The organism is Dehalococcoidia bacterium, from assembly GCA_021295915.1.
Classification (GTDB): domain Bacteria; phylum Chloroflexota; class Dehalococcoidia; order Lucifugimonadales; family UBA1123; genus VXRN01.
This window is the reverse complement of sequence record JAGWBK010000072.1, coordinates 11,053-15,537: the sequence shown is the minus strand read 5'-3', so window position 1 is coordinate 15,537 and position 4,485 is coordinate 11,053. Positions and strand designations below refer to the sequence as shown.

The following is a 4,485-nucleotide window of genomic DNA, read 5'->3' as shown; positions in this document are numbered from 1 at the left end:
TCCTCAGCCTCATCGAACAGCCCTGACAGCCGCTCCAGCTTCCTGCTGGTACCGATTACGACATACCCACGCCCCGCCAGGTGCAGCGCGGTGGCCTTGCCGATGCCCGCGGACGCCCCGGTAATGAGGACAACTTGTGGGTGCGTTGGAAGTGCGGGGGTATCGTTCACAGTGGTTACTGGCCACGCAGTTCGCGAAGCTCGGCTTCCAACTCCGCAACGCGGGCCTCTGCGGTTTCCAAGGCAACTCGCCCTTCCTCAGGCGTCAACAAGAACTCACCAGTCGAGGGATCCCGGAATCTCAACTCCCCATCACACCAGCACAGGTCGAGTCCCAAGACCTCGCTGTGTCCCCAGATCAACCCATCCGGCTCATCGATTATCTCCAAGGGTTCGTAACTGCCGTCCACGAGCGCGTCACCGGCAAGGGCGGCGTCGTAAAACCTGCCGCCAGTGTGGTCGAAGCGCCAGTACTCTCGCACTCCGTAGCCCGCGTAACCGTCCCGCTTCACCGTGTAGTCCCGACGGCCAGTGCTGTGCGATGCCACCTCGAGAACAAAGTCCGGCGGCTTGCCAACCTCGCTTATCACGTAGCCATTCCGGGCGACTATGGCCTTTGGTTCGACCCCGAAGGTAACGACGCAGTCAGGTGCGAGTCTCTCAGCATCGTTGGTCGCTTCGTGTCTGAGGTATCCCTCACCGGAAATCAGAATATCATCACGGTCGGCAAAATGAGCACGCAGGCTGGAACCCGCGTAAAGCAGATGCTCGTGTTGTTGCATATCAGGTTCCCGCGGCGGATCAGGCAGCGGTTCGAGCTTTGTGTAGTCGACAGTATTCGGTTGTTTGAGCGAGCTTCGGGTGGTCATGGTTGGACTCTCCGCCGAGATGTTGATGCCAAACTCCCGACCTTGATGACAATCATATCACGGGCAAATGGGGCGTACGCCCGGCTCACAGACACGAGAATCAGTGTCAATCTGGTAGGTGCATCTAAAGTCCCCTCTCCCTCAGGGAGAGGGTTAGGGTGAGGGTGAAAACACTGTCTGCCAAACTGACTCAGTCTCCAGACACAAGACTAGCGAGTCTACCCCCCGACTACCGCCAGGTTGTCGCTCAACGGCCTCCCGCTCAGCGACCTGTCGAGGTTGCGGGCGGTGTGGATGAGTCCGACGTGGCTGTACGCCTGCGGGAAGTTGCCCAGCAGGGCGCCGCTGCGAGGGTCGATCATCTCGGAGAACAGGCCCAGGTGGTTGGCGTGAGACATTATCTGTTCGAAGTACTCGCCTGCCTTGTCGGCCTGTCCGGTGTAGAGTAGGTTGCCGATCAGCCAGAAGCTCAGCAGGGTGAACGCGCCCTCTTCCTGGGCGTCGAGGCCGTCGTCGGTCTCGGACGGCCGGTACCGCCACACGAACGGGCCGTCGGCAAGCTCGCGCGCTATCGCGTCGGCGTTCATGCGGATGCGGGGGTCGTCAGGAGGCAGGAAGCCGAGGAACGGGATCACTAGGTTGCTGGCGTCCAGTGCGTCGTCGTCGTATCGCTGCCGGAAGGCCTGCTTCTTGTCGCTCCATCCTTCGGTCAGCACCTGCTGCCTGATGTCTTCAGCGGCACGACTCCAGCGATTGGCGAGTCCGCCCTCGTTCAGCGTTCTGGCAATGCGTGCTGCCCGGTCGAGCGCCGCCCAGCACATGATCTTCGAGTACACGAAATGCCGCTGCTGACCTCTTACCTCCCACACGCCTCGGTCGCGACGCCGCCAGTTGAAGATCACCGTCTCGGCGAACTTGGTCACCAGCGCCCACGCGCGCCGCAGGATCTGTCCCTGCAGCCGGAAGAGGGTGTGGATCGCGAGAATCACCTCGCCAAAAACGTCGAGCTGAAGGTGCCGCGCCGCGCCGTTGCCGATTCGCACCGGACGGGAGCCTGCGTAGCCTTCCAGGTGGTCGAGTGTCTGCTCTCTCAGCGACGAGTTCGGCGACTCGCCGTACACGATCCTCGTCTTGCGGTCGTTCAACTTGCACTGGTCCAGGAGCCACTCGATGTACCTGTCGCCGCCTCCGTTGTCGCCGACCCTGTACAGGATGTCGATCGTGAAGCTGGAGTCCCTCAGCCACGCGTAGCGATAGTCCCAGTTGCGCGAGCCTCCGAGCGTCTCCGGCAGACTGGTGGTCGGAGCGGCGATGATCGCACCGGTCCTCCGGTACATCATCAGGTGCAGAACGAGCAGCGACCTCTTCACCGCCTCGGACCACGCACCCTCGTACCTGATTCCGGCCACTATCTCCTGCCAGAACATACGCGTGTCATCCAGCCGTGCCGCGGTGCGGTAGGTGTCGACACGGACCGGCTTGCCGTGACCGTAAGCGAGCACGAAAGACGCCGACTCTCCCTGTCGCAGCTCGAACCGTGCAGTGGCCCGCTCACTGCCAATGCGCAGGGGAACGCTTGCAAGAAGACTGAGCGTCTGCCGTCCTCCACGCGCCTGTACCCCCTCGCGCAGCGGTGTGAGGACAGTCACGCCCCGAGCGTAGTCTAGTCTGGGCTCGAACTCGCAACTGACGTCCACCTCGCCAGACTCGCACCTGAGGATCCTGTGGACCTCATGCGGGGCGTCGTCAGAAAGGGGTCCTCCGCGAACTGGCATGAAGTCAGTGACGGTCAGCACGCCCATCTCAGTCCTGAAAGACGTCTGCAGAATGTTGGTGTCAGGCAGGTACTTCTGACTGCTGGACGCGAGTCCAGCGGGCGCGATCTGAAATCTGCCACCCGACTTGCTGTCGAGCAGTGCGGCAAAGACGCTGGGCGAGTCGAACCTGGGCATGCATAGCCAGTCGATTGTCCCGTCAGTGGCGACCAGAGCCGCCGAAGACATGTCGCCAATCAGGCCGTGGCTGCCGATGTCCGGAGAGTGCTGCCAAAGCTTCATCGAGGCCAAATAAAGAGGAGTCCAAGCGAAATTCTCGGCAATCTAACACAGGCACTTGGCGTACGCAACGTATCTGACGCGGTTCCCGCAGCCATCTTCATGACCCCGCTTAGGGATCACAGGAAGAGACAGAAATGGCTTTCCAGCTTGGAACCCAATCAGTTACCCCTTCTCCCTGAGGAAGAGCGTCAGGGTAAGGGCGAAAACACTCTGGCGGCAAGCCATTTGGGATTAGCCCACACGCACTGGATTGCCGAATAGTCCGATGCGGCAGATGGGTCCCCGCTTTCGGAGATCTCTTTGTAACCCACTCTCCCTTGATGGGAGAGGGTTGGGGTGAGGGTGAAAAGGCCTTGTACTAGACTACCGGGGAACTAGCTCACACCCCATGGATTGCTGAGCAGAGAGGCACCTCGTAGTGAGGGCCGACCTGCGGGCCTCGTTCTGCCAGCCTTGTGGGCGCCCAGAGCGTCATCCGCCAACCTGTCCAGGAGGTCGTCTGACTCCGGGAGACTGAACAACTCATCCCAGCGTCGTTCCGAATCCAACTCAGCAAGCAGGAAGCGCGCAAATTCATCCTGCTGATTTTCAGGCAGCTCGGAGGCTCTATCAAAGGCCCGCTGGAGAAGCTCAGTCATCGGTACCGTCCCTTGCCAGATGGAGAGATATTCCTTGGATCATATACACAACTCAGAGCCGCTCTCAAGATCTCACACCGCCTGGAGACACTTCGTCGGAACCCAGGGGATGTGAAGCTTCTCAATTGGTTGCGATCAGGCCTCTTCACCCTCACCCCAGCCCTCTCCCTGAGGGAGAGGGGGATATGCGAAGATCTCCCCCTTCGCGGCAATGACGAGGCTGCGAGTCTCAGGCGCTGCCCTCGACCTGGACGGTGACGATGTCCACGCCGTGGTACTTCTGGTGGCGCACGGCAGACGCGTGGTAGCGCAGCAACCGGAGCGAGAGGTCGTCGAGTGTTGGGATGGCCTCTTCGTCGGTCAGGAACGCCATCTGGTCCCCGATGTTCTCATGACGCGTTGTCGCGACGAACTCCAACTCCACCATAGCGCCTTGCGGCCGGGCGACGACGATCAGGCGCGGACTACCCGACCCCTCAATCTCGTCTTCCTGCATCAGAAGGGTGGTGAGCGTCTCCTCGCCGGCCGACCGCAACCTCAGCGTGGAGGATTCGTTCCATGACAGCCTGGACGCCAGCCCGTCGAGGAACTCGTGGATCGCCGGAAGCGAGGCCATGTCCAGCGTGACCTCGAGGCGCGAGCGCCGCGTGCTCATCGCTTCGAGCAGCAGCGTCATCCCGATCGCGACCACTGCGCCGATGGTAACTCCGCTGCCAAGCAGTGCGCCCAGATCATCGCCGAGGAGGTCCTGCGTGACTGGGTGACGATGGAGTCCCAGGCCCAGCGCACATGCGAGTGCGACCACAAGCATGCGCCGGGGGTCGAGACCGTCGCGCATGATCGTCTGAAAGCCGCTGACAGACAGGATGCCCATTGCGAGCATCAGGTAAGCGCCCAACACAGGCCCCGGAATCGTCAGCAG

5 protein-coding genes are annotated in these 4,485 nt (G+C 61.4%); all 5 read right to left on the bottom strand.

The features are described 5' to 3' along the window. A partial coding sequence (locus tag J4G14_14740) for an SDR family NAD(P)-dependent oxidoreductase (protein ID MCE2459048.1) occupies positions 1–170 on the bottom strand: 170 nt, incomplete at its 3' end. Between the two features lie 5 nt (positions 171–175). Further along, complete coding sequence (locus J4G14_14735) at positions 176–868, bottom strand: Uma2 family endonuclease (GenBank protein ID MCE2459047.1); 693 nt, start codon at positions 866–868, stop codon at positions 176–178. Positions 869–1,086: 218 nt separating this feature from the next. Then, the gene (locus tag J4G14_14730; GenBank protein ID MCE2459046.1) at positions 1,087–2,925 is read right to left on the bottom strand and encodes a glycoside hydrolase family 15 protein; all 1,839 of its coding nucleotides are present in this window, start codon (positions 2,923–2,925) and stop codon (positions 1,087–1,089) included. Between the two features lie 374 nt (positions 2,926–3,299). Next, the gene (locus J4G14_14725) at positions 3,300–3,563 is read right to left on the bottom strand and encodes a hypothetical protein (GenBank protein ID MCE2459045.1); all 264 of its coding nucleotides are present in this window, start codon (positions 3,561–3,563) and stop codon (positions 3,300–3,302) included. 229 nt (positions 3,564–3,792) lie between these two features. Further along, the coding region (locus tag J4G14_14720; protein ID MCE2459044.1) for a hypothetical protein at positions 3,793–4,485 on the bottom strand (693 nt) is incomplete at its 5' end.